This is a genomic window from Geomonas azotofigens (genome assembly GCF_018919395.1).
Classification (GTDB): Bacteria; Desulfobacterota; Desulfuromonadia; order Geobacterales; family Geobacteraceae; genus Geomonas; species Geomonas azotofigens.
The window spans coordinates 1,016,021-1,042,556 of sequence record NZ_JAHLME010000002.1 but is presented as its reverse complement, the minus strand read 5'-3'; the positions used below and the strand labels follow the sequence as shown (position 1 = coordinate 1,042,556).

Annotated in this window: 19 protein-coding genes; 14 read left to right on the top strand and 5 right to left on the bottom strand. The window is 66.1% G+C overall.

The window, feature by feature from the left end:
- Window positions 1–3: 3 nt before the first annotated feature.
- The 9 genes from KOL99_RS09620 to KOL99_RS09580 all read left to right on the top strand — a co-directional run bounded on the left by KOL99_RS09620 (window position 4) and on the right by KOL99_RS09580 (window position 11,288).
- Window positions 4–645, top strand: coding sequence for a hydrogenase (locus KOL99_RS09620; protein ID WP_216510229.1), 642 nt, complete (start codon window positions 4–6; stop codon window positions 643–645).
- A gap of 4 nt (window positions 646–649) precedes the next feature.
- Window positions 650–2,083, top strand: a complete 1,434-nt coding sequence (locus KOL99_RS09615) for a proton-conducting transporter transmembrane domain-containing protein (RefSeq protein ID WP_216510228.1) — start codon at window positions 650–652, stop codon at window positions 2,081–2,083.
- On the top strand, window positions 2,080–3,591 hold the full coding sequence (locus KOL99_RS09610; RefSeq protein WP_216510227.1) for a hydrogenase large subunit: 1,512 nt from the start codon (window positions 2,080–2,082) through the stop codon (window positions 3,589–3,591). Before KOL99_RS09615 ends, KOL99_RS09610 begins: the two co-directional genes overlap by 4 nt.
- Before the next feature lie 21 nt (window positions 3,592–3,612).
- A complete protein-coding gene (nuoB, locus tag KOL99_RS09605) occupies window positions 3,613–4,371 on the top strand; it encodes an NADH-quinone oxidoreductase subunit NuoB (RefSeq protein WP_216510226.1) in 759 nt (252 codons plus the stop codon).
- A 99-nt stretch (window positions 4,372–4,470) separates the two neighbouring features.
- Window positions 4,471–7,002, top strand: a complete 2,532-nt coding sequence (locus KOL99_RS09600; RefSeq protein ID WP_216510225.1) for a response regulator — start codon at window positions 4,471–4,473, stop codon at window positions 7,000–7,002.
- Window positions 7,003–7,071: 69 nt separating this feature from the next.
- Window positions 7,072–7,794, top strand: coding sequence for a hypothetical protein (locus tag KOL99_RS09595; protein ID WP_216510224.1), 723 nt, complete (start codon window positions 7,072–7,074; stop codon window positions 7,792–7,794).
- A 126-nt stretch (window positions 7,795–7,920) separates the two neighbouring features.
- Complete coding sequence (locus tag KOL99_RS09590) at window positions 7,921–8,121, top strand: cold-shock protein (RefSeq protein WP_216510223.1); 201 nt, start codon at window positions 7,921–7,923, stop codon at window positions 8,119–8,121.
- A 280-nt stretch (window positions 8,122–8,401) separates the two neighbouring features.
- Window positions 8,402–8,542 (top strand): hypothetical protein, encoded by a 141-nt coding sequence (locus KOL99_RS09585; protein WP_216510222.1) that lies wholly within the window; start codon window positions 8,402–8,404, stop codon window positions 8,540–8,542.
- A gap of 214 nt (window positions 8,543–8,756) precedes the next feature.
- Window positions 8,757–11,288, top strand: coding sequence for an ATP-binding protein (locus KOL99_RS09580; protein WP_216510221.1), 2,532 nt, complete (start codon window positions 8,757–8,759; stop codon window positions 11,286–11,288).
- Here the strand turns inward: KOL99_RS09580 and murB are convergent.
- The 3 genes from murB to KOL99_RS09565 all read right to left on the bottom strand — a co-directional run bounded on the left by murB (window position 11,281) and on the right by KOL99_RS09565 (window position 15,845).
- Entirely contained in the window at window positions 11,281–12,246 is a 966-nt protein-coding gene (gene murB / locus KOL99_RS09575) for a UDP-N-acetylmuramate dehydrogenase (protein WP_216510220.1), read from the bottom strand. The two genes, KOL99_RS09580 and murB, sit on opposite strands and share 8 nt — an antisense overlap.
- Before the next feature lie 151 nt (window positions 12,247–12,397).
- Window positions 12,398–14,092, bottom strand: coding sequence for a methyl-accepting chemotaxis protein (locus KOL99_RS09570; RefSeq protein ID WP_216510219.1), 1,695 nt, complete (start codon window positions 14,090–14,092; stop codon window positions 12,398–12,400).
- A 550-nt stretch (window positions 14,093–14,642) separates the two neighbouring features.
- Entirely contained in the window at window positions 14,643–15,845 is a 1,203-nt protein-coding gene (locus KOL99_RS09565; RefSeq protein WP_236025916.1) for an exo-beta-N-acetylmuramidase NamZ family protein, read from the bottom strand.
- 287 nt (window positions 15,846–16,132) lie between these two features.
- On the opposite strand from KOL99_RS09565, the gene KOL99_RS09560 reads away from it, so the two are divergent.
- From KOL99_RS09560 to KOL99_RS09550, 3 genes are read left to right on the top strand one after another with little or no spacing between them, the layout of a single operon-like run.
- The gene (locus KOL99_RS09560; RefSeq protein WP_216510217.1) at window positions 16,133–16,927 is read left to right on the top strand and encodes a c(7)-type cytochrome triheme domain-containing protein; all 795 of its coding nucleotides are present in this window, start codon (window positions 16,133–16,135) and stop codon (window positions 16,925–16,927) included.
- 9 nt (window positions 16,928–16,936) lie between these two features.
- Complete coding sequence (locus KOL99_RS09555; RefSeq protein WP_216510216.1) at window positions 16,937–17,239, top strand: hypothetical protein; 303 nt, start codon at window positions 16,937–16,939, stop codon at window positions 17,237–17,239.
- Between the two features lie 28 nt (window positions 17,240–17,267).
- Window positions 17,268–18,098 (top strand): c(7)-type cytochrome triheme domain-containing protein, encoded by an 831-nt coding sequence (locus tag KOL99_RS09550; protein ID WP_216510215.1) that lies wholly within the window; start codon window positions 17,268–17,270, stop codon window positions 18,096–18,098.
- Window positions 18,099–18,108: 10 nt separating this feature from the next.
- Here KOL99_RS09550 and KOL99_RS09545 read toward each other — a convergent pair whose 3' ends face one another.
- Both KOL99_RS09545 and KOL99_RS09540 read right to left on the bottom strand, forming a co-directional pair.
- Complete coding sequence (locus KOL99_RS09545) at window positions 18,109–19,320, bottom strand: M20 family metallopeptidase (protein WP_216510214.1); 1,212 nt, start codon at window positions 19,318–19,320, stop codon at window positions 18,109–18,111.
- Window positions 19,317–19,829, bottom strand: coding sequence for a GNAT family N-acetyltransferase (locus tag KOL99_RS09540; RefSeq protein ID WP_216510213.1), 513 nt, complete (start codon window positions 19,827–19,829; stop codon window positions 19,317–19,319). Before KOL99_RS09540 ends, KOL99_RS09545 begins: the two co-directional genes overlap by 4 nt.
- A 428-nt stretch (window positions 19,830–20,257) precedes the next feature.
- Between KOL99_RS09540 and KOL99_RS09535 the strand changes: the two genes are divergently transcribed.
- Entirely contained in the window at window positions 20,258–22,027 is a 1,770-nt protein-coding gene (locus KOL99_RS09535; RefSeq protein WP_216510212.1) for an autotransporter assembly complex protein TamA, read from the top strand.
- Window positions 22,024–26,466, top strand: coding sequence for a translocation/assembly module TamB domain-containing protein (locus tag KOL99_RS09530; protein WP_216510211.1), 4,443 nt, complete (start codon window positions 22,024–22,026; stop codon window positions 26,464–26,466). The genes KOL99_RS09535 and KOL99_RS09530 overlap by 4 nt, the downstream gene beginning before the upstream one ends.
- Window positions 26,467–26,536: the final 70 nt, after the last annotated feature.

Below are 26,536 nucleotides of genomic sequence, written 5' to 3'. Positions count from 1 at the left end.
CACATGAATTCGCTGGCCGACCAGTTGCTGGTTCTCTGCCTTTTGATTAACTTCGCCGTCCTCGGCACCAGCCGGCTCGCCTTCTCGGTGCGCTGCGTCGCGGTGCAGGGGGTGCTGCTCGGTACCCTGCCGGCGCTGGTGCATCCCTTCTCCTGGCACGTCAGCTTCATCGTGGTGAGCATCATCCTCGTCAAGGGGGCGCTGATCCCGATCCTGATCATCCGCGCCATCAAGAAGGCGGAGATCGAGCGCGAGTTCTCCCCGTTCATCGGGTACATCCCCTCGCTGGTACTGGGGGCGCTCTTCACCTCGGTGGCGTTCATCTTCGCCGCCAAGCTCCCGCTCGCTCCCGAGCACGAGGGGCTCCTGATCGTCCCGGCTGCGGCCGCCACCCTGATGAGCGGCTTCCTGGTGCTCATGGGGAGGCGCAAGGCGATCTCGCAGGTGCTCGGCTATCTCCTCATGGAGAACGGCATCTTCCTGTTCGGCCTGCTTTTGGCCGACGCCATGCCGGTCATGGTGGAGGCGGGGGCGCTCCTCGACCTCCTGGTCGGCATCTTCGTCATGGGGATCGTCATCAACCACATCAGCCGCGAATTCTCGAGCATCGACACCTCGAGACTCTCCGCGCTGAGGGAGGAATAGCGACATGATGTGGGCCCTTGTACTGCTTCCGCTTCTTGGCGCCGCGCTCTCCTGGCTCGTCCCGGACAACCGCAGGCGCGTCTGGGTGCTTCCCGTCTTCTCCCTGGTGCATCTCGGGGTGAGCGCGGCGCTCCTGGCGCACACCCCACCCCCTTCCCCGGCGGGATGGATATGGCTCGACCCCCTGGGCAAGCTCGTGCTCATGGCCAACAGCGTCCTCTTCACCATCTGCTCCCTCTACGCGGTCGGCTACCTGAGCTACCGCTTGAAGCGCCCCAACCGGGTCCTGTGCGCGTCGCTGCTGGTCTGCCTCTCGGCGACCTCGCTGGTGGTCATCTCGCAGCACCTGGGGCTTTTGTGGATCGCCCTTGAGGCCACCACCCTCACCATGGCGCCGCTCATCTACTTCAACCACAACGCCCGCTCCATCGAGGCCACCTGGAAGTACCTCCTGATCTGTTCGGTCGGCATCGCCATCGCCCTCCTGGGGCTCTTCTTCCTGGCCTACTCCACCATCGTGGCCAAGCAGGAGGTGAGCCTTCTGCTCCCCAGCCTGATCCGTGACGCGGCCGTGCTGCACCCGGGGTGGCGCCACGCCGCCTTCATCTTCCTCCTGGTCGGCTTCGGCTCGAAGATGGGGCTCGCCCCCCTGCACACCTGGAAGCCGGACGCCTACGGCGAGGCCCCGGGACTGGTGGGAGCCCTTTTGGCCGGCGGCCTGGTGAACTGCGCCCTGCTGGCGCTGCTGCGCGTCTACCAGGTGGCGGCCGCCTCGACCGAGGGGGCGCTCTTCCAGCAGGTGCTGCTCACCATGGGATTGATCTCGATGGCCTTCGCCGCGGTCTTCATGGCGCGCCAGAGCGACTTCAAGAGGATGCTTGCCTACTCAAGCGTCGAGCACGTCGGTATCATCGCCGTGGCGCTCGGCCTCGGCAAGGGGGCGCTCTTCGCGGGGCTCTTGCACATGATCAACAACTCCCTCACCAAGGGGGTGCTCTTTCTCTCCTGCGGCAATATCCACCGCGCCTTCAATTCCAAGAGCACCCAGTTCGTGCGCGGTGCCATCCGGCGTACCCCCTGGTCGGCGGCGCTCTTCCTGGCGGCCTTCCTCGCCATCACCGGGTCGCCCCCCTTCGCCCCTTTTGTCAGCGAGTTCCTGATCGTCTCATCCGCTTTCGGGCAGGGGAACCACTGGACCGGCGGGCTGTTCCTCCTCTTCCTGGCGCTGATCTTCATCGGCATGGCCTCGACCGTGCTTCCGGTGGTCCTGGGCGAGGTGCCGGCTGATCTGGAGCGGACCCGTTACCGGGATGCCGCACCTACCGTGCTGCCTCCGCTGGTACTCATGGGGGTCGTGCTGGTGCTCGGGCTTTGGATTCCGACGCCGCTGCAGGAACTCCTGCACGATGCGGCCAGGCTTTTGGGAGGTGAGGCATGAGCCCGGCCCTGGTATTCACCCAAAACGGCGGCGTGCTGTCGCGCCGCGAGATCCCGCGGCACGCGCCGGAGCGCTTCGCCCAGTCGCTTCTCTCCGCCCTTGCCGGCGGCTGGCGCGTGATCTCCTACTTCGGGATGCAGGAGGAGGAAGGGGTCTGCCTGTTCTGCCTCCTTTCCTTCAAGAGTCACGCCTCAATAGGTGTCATGAGCACCCTGGTCACCGGCAAGAGCTTCTACTCGCTGGTCCCCGACGCGCCGCAGTTGCACCTCTTCGAGCGCGAGATCGCGGAGCAGTTCTACCTGAACCTGGAGGGGCACCCCTGGCCCAAGCCGGTCCGCTTCGCGCCGGCGCTTGGCTCCCTCCCCGGCGACACCCCCGAGCCACCGCCCACCATCGGCGTCATGGACTTCTACCGGGTGGAGGGGGATGAGGTGCACGAGGTGGCGGTCGGCCCGGTGCACGCCGGCATCATCGAACCCGGCCATTTCCGCTTCCAGTGCTTCGGCGAGGAGGTGATGCACCTGGAGATCTCGCTCGGCTACCAGCACCGTGGCGTCGAGCGGATGATGCTGGGGCGCCCGGACGAGCGCAAGCGCAAGCTCATGGAGACCGTGGCCGGGGACACCAGCATCGGCCACGGCACCGCCTACGCCATGATCGTCGAGGCGCTCTCCGGGACGCGGGTGCCGGCCAGGGGCCAGGCGGTGCGCGGCATCGCCCTCGAGCTGGAGCGGCTTGCCAACCACACCGGCGACCTGGGCGCCATCGCCGGCGACGTGGGGTACCTCCCCACCGCCTCGTTTTGCGGCAGGATCCGCGGCGACTTCCTCAACATGACCGCCGGGATCAGCGGCAGCCGTTTCGGGCGCGACCTGGTCCTGCCGGGCGGGGTGCGCTTCGACCTGGACGGCGCCCAGGCGCGGCAGCTCTCCGACCGGATCAAGGTGGCCCGCGACGAGGTGAGCAACGCGGTCGATCTCCTCTGGGACGCGCCCTCCGTGCTGGCCAGGCTGGAAGGGACCGGGGTGGTGAGCGAGCAGACCGCCGTGGAGCTCGGGCTGGTCGGCCCCGCCGCCCGCGCCAGCGGTCTGAACCGTGATATCCGCCGCGACCATCCCTTCGGCATCTACAGCATGAGCCAGATCCCGGTGGAGACCGCGAAGAGCGGCGACGTCTACGCGCGCACCCTGGTGCGCTGGCTGGAGATAGAGAAGTCCCTCGACTTCATCGAGGAGCAGCTCTCCCAGCTTCCCGGCGTGGCCGTGGCCAACCCGGTGCGCGAGGTGGCGGGGGACCAGCTCGCCGTGGCGCTCACCGAAGGGTGGCGCGGTGAAGTCTGCCACGTGGCGGTGACCGATGCGAAGGGGGATTTCCAGCGGTACAAGGTGACCGATCCCTCCTTCCACAACTGGACCGGTCTCGCGCTGGCGCTGCGTGGCGGGCAGATCTCGGACTTCCCGCTGTGCAACAAGAGCTTCAACCTTTCCTACTGCGGGTTCGACCTGTAGGGGATCGACAGGAGTCGCATCATGATCAAGGCCATCCTCGCACGTATCAAGCAGGGACACCGCACCATGGCGTACCCGAAAGAGCCGCTGCCGCTGCCGGAGCGCTTCCGCGGCTACCCGGAGCTGAAAGGCTCCCTCTGTCCTCCCGACTGCCGTCTCTGCGCCGACGCCTGCCCGGTCGGGGCGGTTGGGTGTAGAGAGGGGCTCTCGGTCGACCTCGGCAAGTGCCTCTTCTGCGCCGAGTGCTCCGACGCCTGCCCGAGCGGCGCCATCTCCTACGGCAACGATCCGCGCCTGGCGGTGAACCGCCGCGAGGACCTGGTGGTGCGGGAAGGGGAGGAGCGCAGGCTCGCCCAGGCGCTCGATAAAAAGATGCTGGCCCTTTTCGGCCGCTCGCTGAAATTCCGCTCCGTGGTCGCCGGCGGCTGCAACGCCTGCGAGGCCGACAGCAACGTCCTCTCCACCATCGGCTGGGACATGGGGCGCTTCGGGCTGCAGTTCGTCGCCAGCCCGCGCCACGCCGACGCACTCTGGGTCACCGGCCCCGTCACCGAGAACATGCGCGAGGCGCTGCTGCAAACCTACCAGGCCATCCCCGCCCCCAAGCTCGTGGTCGCCTGCGGCGCCTGCGCCATCAGCGGCGGCCCCTTCATCGGTTCCCCCGCCGCCCACGACGGCGTGGACCGCCTGCTGCCGGTCGATCTTTACATCCCGGGCTGTCCGCCGCACCCGGTCACCATCCTTGATGGTCTGCTGCGTCTGTTGGACCGCATGGGGTGAGTCGGTAAGATCCGAAAAGGCTTGCACTTCTGGGTAGTTTCAGTTATTCAGAAAGTTGCCGCTTCTTTCGCCGTACCGTACCCGTTGCAGTGAGTTCCCATGGACAACGCGCACAACAACCATGCGCCCACCGCGTCACCCCCCTCGCCCCCTTCGGATCACATCCGGGTCTGGACCGTCACGCTCCTCGCCTTTCTGGTCGGCCTGTTCCTCTTCGGCTCCACCATGTTGCTGTTCGAGACCAAGCGCCAGGACAGCCGCCGCCAGGCGGTCATCGACCTCACCACCAACGCGGCCCATGACATCCAGGAGTACCTGAACCGCTCCATTTCCTCCACCTACGCCCTCGCCGCCGTGATCCGTCAGGGTAACGGCCGTATCGACAACTTTCAGGAACTGGCCAAGGAGATGCTCGACCTCTACCCGGGGCTTTCCGCCCTGCAACTGGCTCCCGGCGGCATCATCACCGAAATCGTTCCGTTGCAGGGGAACGAAAAGGCCATCGGCCTGAACCTTTTGGACAAGTCCCACGCCAATACGGAAGCCCTCGAGGCGCTGCGCCACGGCTCGCTCACCCTGGCGGGGCCGTTCCAGCTGGTCCAGGGGGGGCTCGCGCTCATCGGGCGGCTCCCGGTATACCTCAAGGGGCCTGACGGGGCGAAACGGTTCTGGGGCTTCACCGCAGCCATGATCCGCCTGGAGAGCTTCTTCGACGCGGTGCACCTGCAGACCACGCTCACTCCCGAGCTCAACTACCGGATCAGCCGGATCAAGCCCGATACCGGCGTGCTCGATGTCTTCTGGAGCCATGGCGGACCGCTGGAGCGCCCGGTGAGCCAGCGTATCGCCCTCCCCAACGGGGAGTGGATGCTTTCCGTGGAACCGTTGGGTGGGTGGTACGCGGGGCGGGTGATCCTGGGGGAGGTCGCCTTGGTGTTGCTGCTGAGCACCCTGTGCGCCCTCACCGCCTACTGGCTCACGCGCCAGCCCATCGTGTTGAGACACATGGTCGAGGAGCGGACCCGCGAGCTCTCCGCCATCAACGCGAGGCTGCAGACCGAGGTGATCGAGCGCAAGCACGCCGAGGAGGCCCTGCAGGCTTCCGAGGACAAGCTCCGTTCCATTTTCGCCTCGCTGACCGACGTCATCCTCATCCTCGATGCCGAAGGGTGCTACCTGGAGATCGCCCCCACCGGCACCAAGCGTCTCTACCGCCCCCCTGACGAACTGGTGGGCAAGAAGATTCCGGACCTGTTCCCCAAGGAGCTGGCCGATCTCTTCGTCTCCACCATCCGCAAGGCCCTCGCCGCCGGAAGGACCGTCTCGGTGGATTATCCCCTGGTGCTCGAAGGTGAGGAGATCTGGTTCACCGGCAACGTCACCCCCATGACCGGCGATCGGGTGATCTGGTCGGCCCACGACATCACGCAGAGAAGGAGGGCCGAAGAGGAGCGCCTGAAGCTGGAAAAGCAGATGCTGCACGCCCAGAAGCTGGAGAGCCTCGGCGTTCTGGCCGGCGGCATCGCCCACGATTTCAACAACATCCTCACCGTCATCGTCGGCAACACCGACCTCGCCCTCATGCGGCTTGGCCCAGAGTCCCCCGTTATTGACAACCTGCGCCGTATCGAGACGGCGGCAGCCAGGGCTTCGGACCTGGCGCACCAGATGCTCGCCTACTCCGGCAAGGGGCATTTCGTGACCGAGGAACTGGACCTGAACCGCCTGGTGGAGGAGATGGGGCACATGCTGAGCGTCTCGGTCTCCAAGAAGGCGCAGCTCAGTTACCACCTGTGCCGCCCCCTGCCGTCGATCACCGCCGATGCCACCCAGATCCGTCAGGTGCTGATGAACCTGGTCATCAACGCCTCCGAGGCCATCGGCGACCGGAGCGGCATCATCACCATCTCGACCGGCACCCTGGACTGCACCCAGGACTACGTCGACGGCGGATGGCTCTCCGATCCCGTCCCGCCGGGGCTCTACGCGTACGTGGAGGTGTCCGACACCGGTTGCGGCATGGACCGCGCGACCATGGGCAAGATCTTCGATCCCTTCTTCACCACCAAATTCACCGGGCGCGGGCTGGGCATGGCGGCGGTCCTTGGCATCGTGCGCGGCCACTCGGGCGCCATCCGGGTCTACAGCGAGCCGGGGAAGGGGAGCACCTTCAAGGTGGTGCTCCCGGCCGGCGACGCGCCGGCCGAGTCGCGGATGACGGACGCCGCGCGGGTGTCGACCTGGCGTGGCAGCGGGACGGTCCTGCTCATCGACGACGAGGACACCATCCGGGCTCTCGGCAGCGAAATGCTGGCGGAACTGGGCTTCGAGGTGGTGACGGCGGCGGACGGGCGGGAAGGTGTGGAGATCTTCCGCAGCCGCGACGACATCGTCCTGGTGCTGCTCGACCTGACCATGCCGCACATGGACGGGGAGCAATGCTTCAGGGAACTGCGCCGCATCGACGCCAAGGTCAAGGTGGTCATGTCCAGCGGCTTCAGCGAGCACGAGGTTTCCGGCAAGTTCCTCGGCAAGGGGATCTCCGGTTTCGTGCAAAAGCCCTACAAGCTCTCGGCGTTGCGCGAGGTCCTCTCCTCGCTGGACTGGGGGAGCTCCCGCCAGCTCCGTTAATCCTCTTGTCAACCCACCTTTCTTTGAGTAGTATCCGGACTTTGCCAAAACTACCGAGCGAGGCGCGCCATGAAGCTTTTCTTCTTACGACCCCTTTTACGGATGCTCCCCTTGTTGCTGCTCGTTGCCGTCGCCGGCTGCGGCGAGGTCGACTGGTTCCCGCAGTACGTGAGGGAACCCATCACCCCGGACCAGTTCTCCTTCCAGCCGAAGCCCGGCACCGATATGAGCGTCGATGTCACTTCCGAGGCCATCACGGTCAAGGGACTTACCGCGGCCTCCAGCCCGATCAGCATCAGCGGCGCGACCGACAGCAAGTACGCCATCAACGGCGGCACCGCGACCAGCAGCCCAGGAACGGTGAAAAACGACGACACGGTCACCGTGACCCACAAGTCCGCTGCCACGCTCGGGACCTCGACCACCAGCACGCTCACCATCGGCGGCGTGAGCGCGGACTTCGTCAGCACCACGAAATCGGTCCAACTCGGGGCCTTTTCGACCCCGCCGACGCAAAACGGGGGGTTGCTGATCACCCACGCCGATGTCACTGATGCTGTGGCCGGATCCCTGCAGGTCAGCATCAAGGATTCCATCAACTCTGGAGCCGCCTTGTACCAAGTCACCAGCACCGCCGTGACTGATCCCGACCTCGCGCTGTTCACCAATGTAAAGCAGTTTTTCCCCCTTAAAGGGCAGAGGATCTTTGTCCGCAACCTGGCCACCAACAGTTCGGCGACCACCACATTGACCATCGCAGGTGTGGATACGGTGGTGCCCTTGAAGCCGTAAGTTGCGCGCCAAAAAATAGCCGAAATTTAAACGCTTGCTTTGTCAGTGGCAAGCTGCTAAGGTGTCCAAGTTCCGGAATGAACCGGACGAATAAAACAGCAGAAAGCATGGAGAAGGTAAAAGTAAATGGTTAACGGTACAGTAAAGTGGTTCAACGACAGCAAGGGGTTTGGTTTCATCGAGCAGGAGAATGGCGACGACGTGTTCGTGCACTTCTCCGCCATCACCGGCGACGGGTTCAAATCCCTGGCTGAAGGCGATAGCGTCACCTTCGAAGTGGTGAAGGGACCCAAAGGACTGCAGGCCGCCAACGTGACCCGCGTCTAAGGTTTCATCAACGCTGCAAAAAAGTCCCGGAGCGATCCGGGGCTTTTTTTTTGCCTTTTTCTCGCATACATCTTCTCCGCAGCTCTCTCCCCGCGCAGCGCTTCTTCCCTTGGTCTCCTCCTGGCATCATCTCTCATGGGATCACCGCTCCTTCTCATGGGAACACCGGCTAACCGTGTCACGCCTCTCCGTGCGGCACCTGCGTTGGCGTCGCCGTTGACAAGCATCCCCCCTGTGATATCCATTATTGGTCAAAATTAATGTCAAAGGAGGTGCCTTCATGAAGATCAACAGGTCCACGAGGTTTTGCTGCGTCGCAGTCATTGTGGCCGGGATCGCGGTGGTTGGGCACGTGGCGGTGAGGGAACGCGGCATCACCCCCTACCATGACGCGACGGTAAAGCAAGCACAGGACAGGTAGTACCTACAGGCCCCGCGGGCCGTGAGGCCGGGGCGGACAAGGAGGCAAGCGATGAGTATCACCAGGAAGATCTCGATCGGGATGGTGGCCATGCTGCACCGGCGTGGCATTTGATGCTAAAGAATTCGTGGCCGATGCCGAGTAATCAGCTAAGGATTACAAGCTTTCCGGGATTACCGCAGCCCGCGCTGCGCCCCCGGCCACGGGAAACTAGATGATCAACCGGCTCCGCGACCTCTCCATCCGACGAAAACTCATCGCCATGCTTCTTTTCACCAACGCCGTCGTGCTGGCGTTGGTCTCGGCGGCGTTCGTGGTGAACGAGGCGAACCGGTTCCGGACCGAGATGCAGACCGAGCTCACGGCCCTGGCCGAGATCATCGGCAACAACAGCTCGGCCGCGGTGGCCTTCAACGACCGGCAGGCGGCCGGGGAAACCCTCGCCGCCCTCCGGGCCAAGCCGTACATCCGTACCGCCCTGATCGTGCTGCAGGACAACACGGTCCTGGCCCGCTACCTCGCCCCGGGAAGCCCGGTACGTTCCCTCCCTTTCGCCGTCATCGCCGGCGACCGGCTCCGCGTCGACCAGAACAGCTTCCATGCTACCCTGCAGCGTTCGCGTTCCCCCCTGGCCATTGGCGAAAACATCTATGGCGTGCACAGCATCGTGCTGGACGGCCAGCAGATCGGCACGGTGGTGCTGCAGTCCGACCCCCGGGAGTTTACCGATCGGCTGGCGCGGTTTTTCCTCCTCGTGGCCGGCGTGATGTTGAGCGCCCTGCTCCTGGTTTACTTCCTCGCTTCGCGTTTGCAGCGCCTGATCTCCACACCCATCACGCACCTTGCCCAGGTGATCAAGGCGGTATCGGCGGATAAGAACTATTCGATGCGGGCCCAAAAGCAGGGTAACGACGAGTTGGGAACCCTGATCGAGGGATTCAACGAGATGCTGGTCCAGATCCAGCAGCGCGACCAGCAACTGGAGGCGCAGCGGCAGGAGCTGGAGGGGGAGGTGCAGCGCCGTACCGCGCAGCTCTCCGCGGCGAACCGCGAGTTGAACCAGACCGTGGCCGAGTTGCGGCTCTCCAAGGAGGCGGCCGAGGCGGCGAGCCTGGCCAAGTCCCAGTTCCTGGCCAACATGAGCCACGAGATCCGTACCCCGATGAACGGCGTGCTGGGCATGATCGGGGTGTTGCTGGAAAGCGGTCTCGCCGGCGAACAGCGCCGCTTCGCGGAGGCGGTGCGCAACTCGGGTGAATCCCTTTTGTCCATCATCAACGACATCCTGGATTTCTCCAAGATCGAGGCGGGGCGCATGGAGCTCGAACCCGCTCCCTTCGACCTGCACGACGTCCTCGGCGGGGTGCTGGAAATGTTCGCGGCGGGGGCGCAGCGCAAGGGGGTGGATATCTCGTTGCGGCTCGATCCGGCGCTGCCGCGTTATGTCGTGGGGGACCCGGTCCGCCTGCGCCAGATCCTGGTGAACCTCTTGGGCAACGCGGTCAAGTTCACCTGCCGGGGCGAGGTCCGGCTGGCGGCGGCCCCCATGGCGGGGCAGGGGGAAGGGTGGCTCAGGTTCGAGGTTGCTGATACCGGCATCGGCATCCGCCCGGAGGCACAGGCGCATATTTTCGAGAGCTTCTCCCAGGCGGACTATTCGACCACCAGGACCTACGGCGGCACCGGCCTGGGGCTGGCCATCTCCCGGCAGCTGGCCCAACTGATGGACGGGGAACTGGGGCTTGCCAGCGAGTACGGTGTCGGCTCCACCTTCTGGTTCAGCGTCAGGCTCCAGGTGCTCACGGACGTGCCGGAATGCCTGGCGCAGCAGTTGGCCCCGCTGGCAGGAGGGGCGAAGTACGCTTTCGACGCCCTGATCCTTGTGGCGGAGGATAACCCGGTGAACCAGGACGTGGTGCGGCATATGCTGGGTCAACTCAGGTGCCGGGTGGACATCGTCGCCAACGGTGAACTGGCTGTGGCCGCTTCCGCCGAAGGAAAGTACCACCTGGTCTTCATGGATTGCCAGATGCCGCACATGGACGGCTTCGCCGCCACCCGAGCCATCCGGGAACGGGAGCAGCGCGCGGGAAGCGGTCGCCTGCCGGTGGTGGCGCTCACCGCCAACGCACTGGCCGGCGATCGCGAGCTCTGCCTCGCGGCGGGAATGGATGATTATCTAAGCAAGCCCTTCGACTGCAGGCAACTGGCGGAGGTGCTGCTGCGCTATATCCCGGAACGGGCCACCACCCTCCCGGAAGGCGTTACCGCTGCGGGCCCCGGCGAAAACTCGACCCAGGGCGCGCAGGTGCGGGTGAATCCGCCGGAACAGCACGGGGGAGCGCCGTGCCAGGAAAAGGCCTCGAAAGAGCCGGGCGGGCCGGAGCAGGTGGGGGAGACGGAAGAGGTGGAGGTGCCGATCTTCGATCGCGATGGGCTGGTACAGCGGCTGGGTGATGCGGAGTTCGTGGAGATGTTCGTGCAGAAGTACCTGGACAGCACCGATAAGCTGATGAAGCTTCTGCGGCAGGCGCTCGAGGCGGAGGACTATGCCGAGGTACGCCTGCAGGCCCACAGCATCAAGGGCGCCGCCGCCAGTATCGGCGCCGAGGTGATGCGGGCCGTGGCGCTCAAAATGGAGGAGGCGGCGCAGCGGGAGCAGGAACGGCCGGGGCTGCCGGCACTGTTCGGGGCGCTGGAGCGCGCCCTGGCAGAGTTCAGGTGTGTGGCCTCGCCCGCTAGATGACCACCCCCAGCGTGCTCACCTCCTCCTTGAGCACGACCCCCAGTTTCAGCCGAACTTCCCTTCGTACCAGTCGCGCCAGTTCCACCATCTCGGCCGCCGTCGCCGTCCCCGTGTTCACCAGGTAATTGGCGTGTCGGTGGCTCACCGCCGCTCCCCCGACGCTCAGGCTGCGCAGTCCCGCCTGGTCGATGAGCCAGCCGGCGGGGATGCGGCACTCCCGGCAGCGCACGCCCTGGTCCTCCTCGAACCTCCTGATCAGGCCGGGGTCGGTGACCTTGGGGTTCATGAAGAACGAGCCGGCGCTCCGGTCGCAGGAGAGCTGTTTCGCCTCCCTCTTCGCCAGGGTTTCCGCCACCTTGGTTCGGATGTCATCAGGGTTGCCCGGGGTGAGCGCCAGCAGCGCCCCTGTTACGATGAGGCCCGGTTCGCGTTTGAAGCGGCTGTCGCGGTAGCCGAAGGCGCATTGGTCGTGGCGCAGCGTCACCGTCTGGAGCGTGGTGGCATCCAGGGCGGAGACGGTGGCCAGGACGTCGCCGATGGCGCCGCCGTAGGCCCCGGCGTTGCCCCGCACCGCGCCTCCCACCGTACCCGGGATGCCGGCCAGCGACTCGAGTCCCGACAGTCCCCAGCCCACCGTGCGGTGCACCAGGGTGGTCAGGTCGAAGCCCCCCTGCACCTGGACCATGCCGCCCGACAACGTGACCCGGTCCATGAGCAGTCGTATGGAGACCCCGGGGAAGCCGTCGTCGCTGATGAGGAGGTTGCTGCCGCCGCCCAGGATGCAGAAGGGGAGGTTCAGCTTGTGAGCGAAGCGCAGAGCCCCCTTGAGTTGCCGGAGGTTCTGGGCGCCGATCAGGAAGCGGGCCGGGCCGCCGATGCGGAAGGAAGTGAAAGGCGCGAGCGGTACGTTCTCTTCGATGTGGAGGTGGGAATCTGTGTCAAGGTTGGCGTTTGGCATAGCCGATATGATACACGACTTAGCAGCGATGCCAATGCAAAGGTGGGGAAAAGGTCGACCAGTCGGACCAGTCGGACCAGTCGGACCAGTCGGACCAGTCGGACCAGTCGGACCAGTCGGACCGGTCGGACCGGCCCGGTGAAGCCTGCAACTACAGCCTGAAGCGCTGCACCATTTCCTGCATTTCGCCCGAGAGCTTGGAGAGCCGCTCGGAGGCGGCGGAAATCTCCTGCGAACCCCGCGCGCTTTGCTGCACGGTCCCGGAGATCTGCTGGATGTTGTTGGTGATCTCCTGGGTGGTCGCCGTCTGCTCCTCCGCCGCGGTCACGATCTGGTTGATCTGGCTGGCCACGTCGTTGATCTGGGTCAGGATGTCCTCCAACGCCTCGCCGGAACGGGCGGCCTCACCGGTACCGCGCGCAACCTCCTCGACCCCCTCCTCCATGGCCCGCACGGCCAGCTTGGTCTCCTGCTGGATGTTCTTGATCATGGTGCCGATCTCGCGGGTCGCCTTGGTGGTCCGCTCGGCCAAGGCCCGGACCTCGTCGGCGACCACCGCGAAACCGCGCCCCTGCTCGCCTGCGCGGGCGGCCTCGATGGCGGCGTTGAGCGCCAGCAGGTTGGTCTGATCCGCTATGTCCTCGATGGTCGCCACGATCTCGCCAATCTGGTCGCTGCGGGTCCCCAACTGCTCCACGACCCCCGCCGAATTGCGCACGTGATCGGCAATCTTGTTCATCCCCTGAACGGTTTCCTTCACGATGGCGGCGCCGCTTTGCGCCGAGCTGCTGGCCCGTCCTGAGCTGCCGGCGGCCAGGTGGCAGTTCCGCGAGATGTCGTTGCTGGTACAGGACATCTCCTCGCTGGCCACCGCCACGGTCTCGGCCTGGTTCACCACCGCGCCGGCGTCGTCGGCCATGCGCCGGGCGTTGGCGTTGAGTTCGCCGGCGGCGGCCGAAACGTCGAGCGCGCTGCGGTTGACCTTTTCCATCACCTCCCTCAGCCCCTCGACCATGCGGCGCATGGCCTCGTAGATGCCGGTCCTCCCGGACTCGAGCCGCACGGTGAGGTCGCCCGCCGCCACCTGCTGGGCGATCTCCTCCAACTCCTCCGGCTCGGTGCCGATATGGGCGATCAGTCTGCGCACCACCAGGACCGCCACCAGGCAGATGGCCGCCAGGATCACCACGGTGAGCACCACCACGAGATAGACGTCCTTGAGGATCAACTGCTTGTTGGCGTCAGCGGCCTTTTGCACCTGGAGGTCGAGATCGTCGACGTAGGCGCCGGTGCCGACCACCCAATCAAACGGCGCGAAGTAGAGGGAGTAGCTGCGCTTGGCGACCGGCGCGTCGCTCCCCGGCCGAGGGAAATGGTAGTCGGTGAAACCGCCGCCGGGCTGCTTCCCGTTCTTGATGATCTCCCGGATCAGGTATTTCCCCTTGGCGTCCTGGAGGTCCATGCGGTTTTTACCCTCGGCGGGTTTGCCCAAAAGGACCACGTTGGTGCCGTCGGAGGTGTCGGCCCAGAAGTAGCCGTCCTTGCCGAACTTGAGTCCACGGAGCAGGTCGGCCCCCTGCTTCTTCGCCTCATCCACGGTGATCTCGCCCTTTTGCTGGCGGTCGCTGATCTCCTGCAGCAGGCTGACCGCGGTCTGCACCTCGGCCTTGGCCATCAGGTCGGAGTTGGCATAGAGGGACTCGCGGTAGGACTCGTTGAACCTGGTGGTGAGGTCAAAGAACTGCTTCATCACGGTCAGACCGGTGGGGGCCCCCAGTACACAGCAGCTCACCAGCACCAATAGGAGAATCTTCGTTTGAAAGGACAACCTGTTTTTATGGATCATGTGCATTTCCTCATTCAAGGCGCCGTCGCCTCACTGTTTCTGTCGCGAAACATATCGGCAGATAGCCCCGATAAATTGAGAACTTTTTGAACAGGAAACCGCAGCCGGCCCTGTTTGGTGCCTTTTGGGGGGCGGCTGATCCAGAAGAGAAGGATGCTGAGCAGAAATCCCTCAAGTAGTGGGGTGCCCTGGCGATAAAGGAGTCAGCGTTGACATGGAAGGGACGCCGGGCACAGAAGTGCGCCAGGCCGGGCTAGGGCCGGCACCGGCGCCAGAATGGCGCTCGAGGCGCAGTATCCCTTCTGCCATGTGATCGGTGCCTTTGGCGGCCGATACCGATGAAAGTCGCACCGGGGGGTACCTGAGAGGGTACCCCTTCTTTTTTGGTTAGTGCAGGTAACTTCAGGTGCGTTTGGGGAGGTTGAAGAGTAGCCAGGAGGCGAAAGGGTAGGGGGGCTTGTTCCCCCTCCCGCCTGCGGACCGAAGCGCTACTGCGCGCAGGCCCGTCAAGGGAGGGGGAGGGCCGGACAAAGCCGGGGCTGAGGGGAAATCAGTAGAGCAGGTAGGGCTTGCGCTGCTCCAGGAAACGTTTCACCCCTGGCGTCCAGCGCGCCTCGATGGCCGCCTCGGTCTCGCCCGCCTGCAGCCCCTTGCGCATCTGCGGCGAGCCCGCCATGTCGTCGATGCCGCCGCGAAGGAAGATGGGCCGGGCTTTCTCCGGGAGCGCCGCCTGCAGCGCGGCGAGCAGGGCCACCCCCGTCTGCACGGGCATCACCTTGCGGTAGTCGGTGATCTCGATGCTCACGCCGGCCACCTCGCGGTCGCGGTACTTGGGCGCGCTGGAGATGCCGGGGAGCCGGATCGGGGTGAACAGCAGCGGCTCGAAATGCAGTCCCGGGAGGTGCTCCTCGTTCAGGCGCAGGGCCAGTGCCTTGGCGTCGATGCCGGGCCACCCCGCGATCTGGAAGGGCCTCGTGCTGCCGCGACCTTCCGAGGCGCCGGTACCCTCCAAGAGCCCGGTGCCCGGGTAGAGCAGCACCGACTCGATGGCGGCCAGGTTGGGGCTCGTCGCCACCCAGGGGAGCCCCGTGTCGGGCCAGCGCATCTCCCGTTGCCACCCTTGCATGCGCACCACCTGCAGGTCGAGCTTGTCCAGGTCCGGCAGCATCGCCTCTCCCTTGATCATCCCGGCCAGTTCACCCACGGTCAGGCCGTGGGCCTGCGGGATGGGATAGAGCGAGGTGAAGCTCCCGGCGATCTGCTCCCTCACGAAGCCGGCCACGTAGTCGCCCCCGAGCGGGTTGGGGCGGTCCAGCACCAGGAACGGGATGCCGGCCTGGGCCGCCGCCTGCATGGCAAGTCCCATGGTGGAAATGTAGGTGTAGAAGCGCGCGCCGGCGTCCTGGATGTCGAACACCACCAGGTCGATCCCCTCGAGGTCCTCCGGACGCGGCTTCCTGCTGGCGCCGTACAGGCTCTTCACCGGGATGGGGGAGGAGGCGTCGTCGGCCAGCTTGACGCCGTCCTCGGCGTTCCCCTTGAGGCCGTGCTCGGGGGAGAAGATCAGCGCGGGGCGCACCCCCTTTTGCTCCATCAGCGCGAGGAGGTGGGTGTCCCCCACCATGGCGGACTGGTTGGTGATCAGTGCGAACTGTTTTCCACGCAGCGGCAGGAACCCCTGCTCGCTCAGGACCTGCGCGCCCGTTTTCACGATCTCGGCGCGGGAGGAGAGGGGGGGCCACAGCAACAGCATCAGGGTTGTCGCGAGAACGGAGGGTAAAACTCGAAACACGGTGTACCGCCTTCTGGGTGAGATGATGGTGGAGCTTACCCCACAACTTTCCGTGAAGGCAAGCGCCATGCGGCTTTTCGGTGAGCCCGGTCACACTCCCTCACAGGATGCGGGTTGACTGTGTGACTTTTTTCATCAGGAGACAATAAAATAAGCTTGTCATACTGAAGCAATTGAAATAGATTATTCACATTTACTGATGATAATCATGTCTTCCCAGCTGTCAGGGATGACCGGGAGGGAGTGCTATGAAGAGACTTTTTCTGGTAAGTCTGATCCTTCTTTGTGGGGCCGGCGCGCTTTGGGGGGCCGGGACCAAGAAAAAGAAGCCTCTGCCGCAGGATTTCGGGAGCGTGACCATCAGCAACTATTCCCAGCAGGCCGGGATGGCGCCGGTCGTCTTCGACCACTGGGTGCACCGCAAGAACTACACCTGCCGCCTGTGCCATGTCGACATCGGCTTCGGCATGACCGCCAATTCTACCCAGATCCGCGCCGCCGACAACGGCAAGCGCTTTTTCTGCGGCGCCTGCCATAACGGCTCGTCCACCATCAACAAGGTGAAGATCTTCGACTCCTGCGCCACCAGCTACACCAGGGAGGAGTACAAGCGCTGCGTCAAGTGCCACGCCCTGGAGAAGGACCCGGCCAAGGAGGAGGCGTTCTACCGCTTCCAGGAGAAGATGCCGCGCGAGACCTTCGGCAACGGCATCAACTGGGAGAAGGCCGAGGAGACCGGCCAGTTGAAGCTGATCGACTCCCTGGAGGGGGTCTCCTTCAAGAAGAGCTCGATGAAGGTGCAGAAGGACTTCGCCCTCAAGGGGAAGGTGGAGGGGATGCCGGACATCATCTTCTCCCATGCCAAGCACACCGTCTGGAACGGCTGCGAGGTCTGCCACCCCGACATCTTCGTGGGGATCAAGAAGGGGGCCACCAAGTACTCCATGATCGACCTTTTCGACGGCAAGTACTGCGGCGTCTGCCACGACAAGGTCGCTTTCCCGCAGAGCGACTGCAAGCGCTGCCATTCCAAGGCGGTCTAGGGGAGAGCCATGAGGATTAATAACGTGAAAGGCGTGATCGCGGCGGCCCTGTTGGCGCTCGCCCTAGCGCAGCCACTGTGGGCCGAGGAGGCCTGGCAGGCGAGCTTCGACGATACCTGCTCCAAGAGCAACCAGGCCATGACCATGTCGGTCCAGGAACTGCGCGACCTTTTGGCCAAGTGCGACGCGCTGCAGAAGGTGATCGAGACCCAGGAGGAATCGGTGCGCAAGGTCTACCTGAAGCGGCTTTCGCTGTGCCGCAACCTGTACGCGTACATGCTGGAGTACAAGCAGAACAACCAGGGCAAGTAGTACCGCTCGGGGTGGGGGGAGTGCCGGGATGGATTCGGGGGGATCACGCAAGGGGATGAGGATGTTGTTGCGCGCGGTGGCGGTGTCGGCCCTGGTGCTCGCCATGAGTTCCGGCGGGGCCGCCATGGACCGCAGCGAACTGGCCAAGGTGCTGAAGACCATTCCCCCCAACGGCCCCTTCGCCAGGTTCGGCAACGTCACCATGCGCACGCGTACCCGGGAGGCCGGCATGGCGCCGGTGATCTTCCCGCACTGGGTGCACCGCAAGAACTACACCTGCCGGGTCTGCCACCTGGAACTCAACTTCGGGATGAAGCGCGGCGATACCGGCATCACCCGCGCCCTGTACACCAAGGGGAAATTCTGCGGCGTCTGTCACAACGGAACCGTCGCCTTCGGCGTGCAGAAGGCCGACGGCCAGTGCCGCCGTTGCCACATGGAGAACACCACCGAGCTCGACAAGCGTTTCGAGGCGTTCGCCGAGGGACTGCCGCTGGCGAGCTTCGGCAACGGCATCGACTGGGCCGCCGCCTACCGCGACGGAAGCATCCGCCCCACCAATTCGATAGGGCCCGAGATCACCATTCCCTTCCCCGAGAAGCTGAAACAGCCGCTCAAGCTGGGCACCGCTTCGCCCAGAAGCGACGTGAGCTTCTCCCACCAGGAACATTTCGCCGAGCTGGACTGCTCCAGCTGCCACCCCGACATCTTCAACATCAAGGTGAAGTCGACCACCGCCTTCACCATGGACACCAACATCTACGGCAACTTCTGCGGCGCCTGTCACATGCTGGTGGCCTTCCCCATGAACGACTGCAGGCGCTGCCACAAGGGGATGAGCAACAGCTACGGCATGTAGCCCCGCCCCGTTACGATCTGCACCCCACCCAGCTCGCCTGCCGGTCGAAGCAGTTGAGCGATCCCCTGCGCTCCAGCGTGAGCCCCGCGTACTGGTCCATCCCCAGGCAGAGCGCCGCGTAGATCCTCGCCGCTGCCAGCACCTCCGCAAAGTTGACCTGCTCCTCCGGCGTGTGGGAGATTTCCAGCGCGCCCGGTCCCAGGATGAGCGGCCGGCACCCGGCCGCGTGGAACAGGTTGCCGTCGGAGTGTGACCGGAAGGCCTCGAACTTCAGGGTGAGCCCGAGGCGCTGGTAGGTCTGCTCCAGGATGCGCGCCAGCGGGTTGTCGGTCCCGAGGTTGTAACCGGCGGAGGCGAAGTCGAAGGCGACCGAGAGGTCGAGCCCGGGGATGAACTGGCCGGCGCCCGCGACGATGCGGCGGATCGACTGCTCCACGGTGTCGGGGTCGCGTTCCGGGGGGAGGTGCAGGTCGATCCACGCCTCGCAGCGGTCCGGCACCACGAACCCCTTCTGCGAGGAGCGCATCTCCCTGATCGAGTAGACGATCTCCGACTCGCCCCGCTTGAAGAGCGCGTCCTTGCCAAGATGCAACAGTACGCGCAGCATCGATTCCACCGCGTTGTGCCCAAGTTCCGGCAGCGATGAGTGGCTCCGCACCCCCCGGGTCACGAAGCCCGCCTCCAGGTAGCCGAAGTGGGCGAAGCAGGCGGAGAGGCTGGTGGGCTCCCCGATCACCGCCCAGGGAGCGTGCGCCTCCTGCAAGAAGGCGGCGCTGCCGTCACCGTTTTCCTCCTCGCCCACCACCAGGAGAAGGCCAACGCTCGGGCGACCCTCCGGTTTCAGCGCCTGCGCCAGGGCGAGCCAGGTCTCCAGCATGGCGGCGCACCCCCCCTTCATGTCGGCGCTCCCCAGCCCCCGTATCACCTCCCCCTCCTCGCGCGCGCCGAACTCCTCCAGGTCCCAGGCGGGAACCGTGTCCACGTGCCCCACCAGGTAGAGCCTTGGTTCATCCTCCCCCATGGTGACGCGCAGGTTGTAGCGCTCCTCCTCGACCTCCTGGCGCTGCACCGAGAAGCCGGCCCGGGAGAGGAGGTCCTCCAGGTAGAGCTGGATGTCCTCCTCCTTCCCCGACGGGGAGTAGATGTCGAGCAGGTCGGTGAGGGTCCCCTTGAGCCGGACCGGGTCGATGGCGGCCATGACCTCTTCGAGCCGGCGGCTCATGGCTTTTTCACCGGCTTTTTCTTGTGCCGCTTGGAGAGGTTGAGCGTCATGTAGAGGTGTTCCTGCACGTTGTCGAACCCGTGCTTCTTGAAGAACCGGATGGCCGGCTCGTTGTCGGCCGAGGTGTCGATGATGATCATGCGTACCCCCTGTTCCTTGAAGCGCCTTTTCAGTTCCTTGAAGAGGCGGGCGCCCACCTGCAGCTTCTGCAGCTCGCGGCGCACCCCGAGCCAGACCAGGTAACCGTACTTCCAGGGCGAATGGTGCTTCTTGACGGTGGTGCCCAGGGCGAATCCCAAGATGCGGTCCTCGTGCTCGGCCACGATGCAGAGCTCGTTGTCCGAGTTGAACAGCGTGGTGATCTCGTATTCATCCCAGGTGCGGTAGAGGCTTTGCGAATATTCCGCGGTGAAGACCTCCTCCCCGATGTGGAACACCTCCGGCAGGTCCTCGATGATCATCTGCCGGATGCGGGGGGCTTCTTCTTCGTGCGGCTCGTTGTGCGGCATGACCTACCTCGTGATCGGCTGTGATTCCTGCTGCTGTCATTATAACAGAGTTGCGGCGCGGGGGACTGTGACAGCGTAGCCTGCTTCTGGCAAGGCGCCTGCCGGGATGGGAACGGGGAACGTCGTCGTTGACGCCGCGCAGGATCTCGTGATGCGAGAAAACGTCTAAGTCGTGTCGTGATGGCGATTATCCTGTCTTTGCCGCGGCCGCGTGCTCACAGCGGAAAGCCGCGCTGTCATGGTTTTGACTGGCGGCTTCGCTCTGCCTGCCGGATATTCTCGCGCAAAGGCGAACATCGCCCCATGACATGGTAAACTTCATGGATTCGCAACCTGGAAAGGTTAGATGTTTCCCATCATAGACCGGCGGCTTTTCGCAGCCAAGGACGCCGGGCCGGAGATGGGAACGCCGTGGTGCCTGGTGCCTCATGTTTCGAACCCTCGTTACATACCTCCGTCTTGCCCTCTGCCTCGCCTGGCTCGCCTGCCCGGCCGCGTCCCTTGGCGCATCCGAGCCGGTGCGGGTCGACGTGTCCGGCATCGAGGGGGACCCGCTCGACAACGTGCGCCGGGCGCTGGAGTTGCCGCACGGCCTGGTGCGCGACGGCAAGATCGATCGGCTCTGGCTGGAGCGCTTCGCCCGGCAGGCGCCGGATAAGGCGCGGGTCGCCCTGCAGCCCTACGGCTACTACCGCGCCAGGGTGGCCGCGACCGTGCGGGAAGAGAGGGGGGGCAAGAGCCGGGTGGAGGTGGTGGTCGATCCGGGCGAACCGGTGCGGGTGGTCGAGGTCGACCTGAAGCTCGAGGGGGAAGGGGCGGAGCAAAAGGAGTTGCGCCGGCAGGCCGCCTCGTTCCCGGTCGCCACCGGGCAGGCGCTGCTGCAGCCCGACTACGAGCGGGGTAAAAGCTCCCTGCAGGCCCAGGCCCTGGCCCTGGGGTACCTGGACGCCGACTTCCCCCGCCACGAGATCCGGATCTCCCCCGATCTCGCCACGGCCCGCATCCTGCTCACCCTGAACACCGGCGCCCGCTACTACTTCGACGGCACCCGCATCGAGGGGGGCACGGATTACCCCGATCTTTTCCTGAAACGGTTCATCGCCTTCAAGGAGGGGGATCCCTTCTCCTACGCGAAGCTCGGGGAGACGCAACTGAACTTCGCCAACTCCGAGCGCTTCAGGCAGGTGGTGGTGACGCCGCAGCGCGAGGAGGCGAAGGAGCACAAGGTCCCGGTTCTGGTGCGCCTCACCAGCGCGCCGCGCCGCACCCTGCGTCCGGGCATCGGCTACGGCACCGATACCGGCGGCCGGGTCTCGGTGCACTACCGGGACCTCAACCTGGCCCACGAGGGGAACGACCTCGACCTGAGCCTCTACGTCGCGGAGCGGCTGCAGGGGTTCGCCGGGCGCTACACCATGCCCAGCGCGAGCGATCTAAGGAGCTCGACCTCGATCCAGCTCAACCTGCAGCGCGAGACCGTCTCCACCTATCAAACCCGGCTGGCGGCCATGGAGGTGGATCGCAACTTCGGGCTGGGGCGCGGCGAGATCGCTACCCCGTACCTGAAGATCCAGCAGGAGAACTACAAGGTGGCCAACGCGAGCTCGCAGTCCCGGCTGGTGCTGCCCGGTTTTCGTTTCTCCAAGGACCGCTTCAACGACCTGGTGCGCCCGACCAGCGGTTACCGCGTCTCGGTGGACCTGCGCGGCGCCCACCGGTACTTCGGGTCGGACACCGGCCTGGTCCAGGCCATCGGCAACGCCAGCGTGCTGGTCCCCATTCCGGGCCGGCTCACCTTCCACGCCCGCGCCAACACGGGGTACAGCGTCCTCACCGATCCCTTGGCCGAGCTCCCCCCCTCGATCCGCTTCTTCGCCGGCGGGGACCAGAGCGTGCGCGGCTACGCCTACCAAAGCCTCGGTCCCAGGGACGCGGCCGGCAGGGTGGTGGGGGGAAAGCACCTGCTGGTCGGGAGCGTGGAGCTGGAGCGGGCCCTGTTCAAGAACTGGGGCGTCTCGATATTCGACGACATCGGCAACGCCTTCAACAACTTCGGCAACGTCGACCTGAAGCAGGGGGTGGGGGTGGGGGCGCACTACTACACCCCGGTGGGGGGGCTGAACCTGTACCTGGCCCATCCGCTCGCGCCAAACTCACCGCCGGTCCGGATCCATTTCACCGTGGGGTTTGAATTTTGAAGCGGCTCGCGCTCTACATAGGGCTTCCCCTGCTGGGGCTCGTGGTGGCCCCGGCCGCCGGGCTCTTCTGGCTGCTCGACACCAGTTCGGGCGCCCGTTTCGCCGTGACCACCCTGGTCGGTCTTTCCGGCACCAAGGTCTCGGTGCGCCAGGTCGACGGGCGGCTTTGGGACCGGCTGCGGCTTACCGGGGTGCGGCTGGACCGGCCCAAGGTGGTGCTGCAACTGGAGCGGCTGGACCTCGACTGGGAGCCCGCGCGCCTGTTGCACGGCAAGCTCCTGGTGCACGATCTCTCCCTCACCGCGCTGCGCATCCAGGACGACACGCCGCTGGTCGCCAAGGCACCGCAACTGCGCTGGCCGCAGGTGAGCGAGACGCTGCGGCGCCTGGAGGCGCGGGTGGAGCGTTTCAGCCTGCGGGGGATGAGCTACCGCCACTTCACGGATGAACCGTTCCTGTTGAGCGAGTTGGCGGCGGGATTGACCCTGCGCGAGGGGGCGCTCACCATCTCCGGGGGGAGCGTCTCGGCGGCCCAGGGGAGCGCCTCCGGCGAACTCAGCGCCGGGCTGTGGCGCCCCTCGCTGCGACTCGACCTGCGCCTCGTCCCCTCGCGGCCGACGGCCGACCTCGACGCCTTCTCGGTCCACGCGCGCCTGGAGCCGGGGCGGCAGCCCGAGCAGCTGGCCGGGCCGGTAACCCTCTCCGGCGGCCGCGGCGGCGTTCGCCGCCTGGAGCTCGCCAGCGAGCTCGGCGTCACCCCTACCGGCTTCAATTTCAGGAATTTCCGTTTGCTGCGCCCGGGAAGCCGGGGCGTTCTCACCGGCAACGGCAGCATGACCCTCACCAAGGACGAACCGCTCTTCGCGCTGGCCCTCCATGCCGACAACCTCGATCTCGAACGGGAGCTCGACCATCCCGCGCTCATCAACGGCGATCTCACCTTCTCGGGAAGCCCCTCCCGCTACCTGGGCACCTTCTCCCTCACCAACCAGGGTCCCGGCTGGGAGAGCATGGGGCTCGCCGCGCGTTACCGTGGGGACAAGAACGGGGTGCGCCTGGACCCGCTCTCGGGCAAGTGGCTCAAGGGGAGCGTGCGCGGCGCGCTCAACGTGGAGTGGAGCCGCGGCTGGCAGGTGAGCGGGAAGCTCTCCGGGCGCGGCCTCGACCCGGAAGCGCTCGCCGCCGACTGGCAGGGGGCAGTGAACCTTGATCTTTCCGGCACGGTGGGGCAGCGGGACCGGGGGGCGGTGCGGGGGGACGTGCAGGCGCGGCTCCTCGAGAGCAGGCTCAAGGGGCGGGACGTGACCGGCGAGCTGGAGGGTAGCTTCGTCGGTGCGGAAATCGCCGTGCGGCGCCTCGTGCTGGCGGGCAAGGGGTTCCGGTTCCGGGGTAGCGGCCAACCCGACCGGCGCTTCGACTTCGTCGCCGACGTGACCGACCTGTCGCGGCTCCTTCCCGGGAGCGCCGGCACCGCCACCGCCGATGGCTGGCTGCGCTGGCGCGAGGGGATACTCTCCGGTTCGGCCGCCGCCCGTGGGCGCGGCCTGGCAGTGGGCGGCGTCCGGGCCGGTGCCGTCGATCTGCGGGCAAGCCTCGGTGAGGGGAAGGATTACCCGGTATCCCTGCGCGGGACGGCGAGCGCGGTGCGGGCCGGGGCACTCTCGGTGGATGGCGCCACCTTCGCGCTCAGCGGCACCTCGAAGCGGCACACCCTCGAGGCGCACATCATCTCGAGCCCGGCCAAGGTCGACCTCGCCGCCTCGGGAGGTTACGCCGACGGCGTCTGGCGCGGAGAACTCTCCCGCTTCTCGGGCAACGACGGGGTGGCGCCCTTCGCACTCGCCGCACCGGCGCGGCTCACCGTGGGAGAGGGGCGCTTCAGCACCACGCCGCTGGTGATCGACGGGGCCCCCGGCGAGCGGCTGGAACTGGCCGGGCACCTGGAGCGCGACCGTTCGGGCGCCTTTACCGGCAGCTGGAGCGGCCTCAACCTGGCCCGGGCCGGGGTCTGGCTCCCCAAGGGGGAACTCTCCGGCGCCTCTTCCGGCAGTTTCGACCTGCGGCTCGCCCCCGGCGGGCGCGCCACCGTGACCGCCCGTGCCGAAGCGAGCGGGGCCGTGGTCGCCGACGGCAAACGCGTGGGACTCTCCCGCGTGGCGGCCACCGTGCGGGGAGGGGGGGGAGGAAGCGACGCGGCCGTCGACCTCTCGCTGGAGCAGGGCGCCGGCAGCGCCCACCTCACCTTCCATTCCGATGAGCCTGCGGCCCTGGCGCTGCCACGGCGCGGCGTTCTCGACCTCACCTGGTCAGACCTCGACGTCGCGCTGCTGCGCCCTTACCTCTCCCCCGAACTGACCCTGGAGGGGAGGCTCACCGGCGGGGTCAAGGGGCGGCTGCGGCCGGGGCGGCGCATGGACCTGGCCGGACAAACCGCGCTTGCCGGCGGCCGGGTACTCTGGCGGGCCAAGGGGGACGAGTTCGACGCCTCCATCGACCGGGCCGAGCTCTCCTTCGAGCGGCACGATGCCGGGAAAGCGGCGTTGGTCCTGCGCGGCAGTGCCGACGCCACCGGGGCCTACCGCTCCCAGGGGGAGAAGGTGATCGGCAGCCAGTTCACCCTGCGTGTCGCCGCCGACGGCGGCGGGACCCGCGCCGCCGCCGATTTGTGGCTCGACACCGGCGGCAGCCTCCGGGCGGCGCTCGCCTCCGACTCACCCGCCGGCACCACGCTCCCCGAGACCGGCGACTTCAGCGTCGAGTGGAGCGACATCAAGCCCGCCCTGCTGCGCCCCTGGCTCCCGGGCACCATGGATCTCCAGGGGGAGCTCCACGGCGGCGCCAAGGGGAGGTTCCTCCCCGGCAGGCGGGTGGAGGTGGCCGGCCAGGCCGGCTTCTCGCAGGGGAGCGCTCGCTGGCAGGGGAGCACCGGCGAGGCGAGCGCCGCCATCCGCTCGGCCCTGCTCGACTTCGCCTGGCGCGGCGAAAACCTGACCGGCAACCTGGACCTTTCCCTCGCCGACTACGGGGAGGCCAAGGGGGACTTCCTCCTCCCGATCCCGGCCCGGCTCCCGGTGGTTCCCAACCAGGACGGGGCGGTGCGCGGCGCCCTTTCCGGAAAGCTGCAGGAGCACGGCTTTCTCACCGCCTTCTTCCCCGGGGTGGTGCAGGAGACGCGCGGCACCGTCAGCGTCGATCTCAGGGCGGGGGGCACCTGGTCGGACCCGGCCGTCACCGGGACCCTGGAGCTTGCCGATGCCGGCGCCTATCTCCCGAGTGCGGGGATCACCCTCACCGGGGTGCAGCTTCTGGCGCGCCTGGAACGCGACGAGCTGCGCATCGAGCGGCTGAAGGCGCTCTCCGGCGGCGGGGAGCTGGTCGGGAACCTCCTGATGAGGCTCAATGGGTGGCAGGTGCGGGACTACCGGGGCACCCTGAGCGGTCAGCGTTTCCAGACCGTGTACCTCCCCGAGCTCACCATGTACACCTCGCCCCAGCTCACCATCTCGGGCGACGCCGGCAAGGCCACTGTCAACGGCGGGATCGGGGTCCCCGAGATGCTGATCTCCGGCTCCCCCGCGCAGCACGTGGTCGCGCCCAGCGAGGACGTGGTCTTCGAGGGTACGCTTCCCAAGGGGAAGGAGGCCCGCATGCCGCTGCTCGTGGAGGGTAAGGTGAAAGTCGTGCTCGGGGACAAGGTGCGCGTGGAGGCGTCCGGCATCGACGCCCAGCTCGGTGGCAGCATGGACCTCGTGCTGAACGGGATCGACAAGATCGAGAGTTCCGGTGAGATCAAGGTGGTCAAGGGGCGCTACCGCGCCTACGGCATGGATCTCGAGATCGTGCGGGGGCGGATCTACTACGTGAACGATCCGGTGAGCCGTCCCACCCTGGACGTGCTTGCCCTGCGCACGGTGGGGGACGTCAAGGCGGGGGTCACCGTGGGCGGCTTCCTGAACGCGCCGGTGGTGAAACTCTACTCCGAGCCCACCATGCCCGAGGTGGACATCCTCGCCTACATGGTGCTCGGGCACCCCATGGGGAGCAGCAACGAGCAGGGGGGGGCGCTCGCCACCGCGGCCGCCGGCCTCTTCTCCTTCGGCAAGTCCGAGTCGCTGCAGGAGCAGATCAAGGACCGGCTCGGGTTGAGCACGCTGGGGCTTGAGCAGGTCGACACCTCGACTACCGGCCGCATGGGGTACAAGGAGATCGCCACCACCCCGACCGGCGCCATATCCGCCAAGACGCCCACCGCCGGGGAGTCCGTCTTCTCGGTCGGCAAGTACCTGACGCCTGAACTCTACCTCAGCTACGGCCGGTCCCTGATCACCGGGCAGAACCTGTTCCGGCTGCGCTACGACATCTTCAAGCGCCTGCAGATCGAGACCCAGAGCGGCTCCGAGTCCGGCGTGGACTTGTACTACAAGCTGGAATTCAGGTGATAATGGCTACTGACCTCAGTTGACGGTGTACCGGTAGATATTATATATTGGTACAGCTCTGACAGCATCG